The 608-nt window shown below is 41.3% G+C and carries 1 protein-coding gene; it reads right to left on the bottom strand.

Features of this window, described 5'->3' with window-relative positions:
- Positions 1-112: 112 nt before the first annotated feature.
- A partial coding sequence (locus JMX13_RS13625) for an IS1 family transposase (RefSeq protein WP_201613359.1) occupies positions 113-608 on the bottom strand: 496 nt, incomplete at its 5' end.

The raw sequence follows: 608 nt of genomic DNA, 5'->3' as shown, positions 1-608 counted from the left end.
GATGTAGATTGCCATCGATATGGGTGACGTCATTGCGCTGCTGTGTAAATTTGACATAGGAGTATCCTGTGAATAATTAGATTTTGGTGGTGTTTCAAAAAGTATGCTGGCATTAGACATAACCATAATTGATATAAAAGAACAGCATATTGAACGTTTTAAAGTGATTGTCGAGTTTCTTAGAAAAAGCACAAGTCTTTCTAACTGCTCGCCTCAATCGGTGTCTTAAACGGCAATTATTACCTTCTATGCCAACAGTATATCTTTTACCAATCTGCTTAGGGTCTGCCTTGAAGGCAGTTTTAAAGCTATCCCAGTTGTCCATGCTGATTGAACCATAGCTCACCTTAAGTTTCTTAAGACGAGCTCGAAGCTTTCTGGCCGTGGCTAAATCACGTTTACCCCAAACATGGGCAACAATCTCACCAGTATCACGGTCATAGGCGTAGATTAACCATACCTTCTGCTTCTTGCAACGTACGTATGTCCAGAACTCATCAACTTCTAAACGCGAGTAGTAATGCTGCTTTGGTGAGGTCTTATAGATCGATGAGCCTATGGTGCTTAGTATCTTGCCAATGCTGACAGAGGTGATAGTGGCAATGTCT

The organism is Psychrobacter immobilis (assembly GCF_904846285.1).
Lineage (GTDB): Bacteria > Pseudomonadota > Gammaproteobacteria > Pseudomonadales > Moraxellaceae > Psychrobacter > Psychrobacter immobilis_D.
Note: the sequence above shows the minus strand (reverse complement) of the source record. Positions and strands in the feature narration are given on the sequence as shown.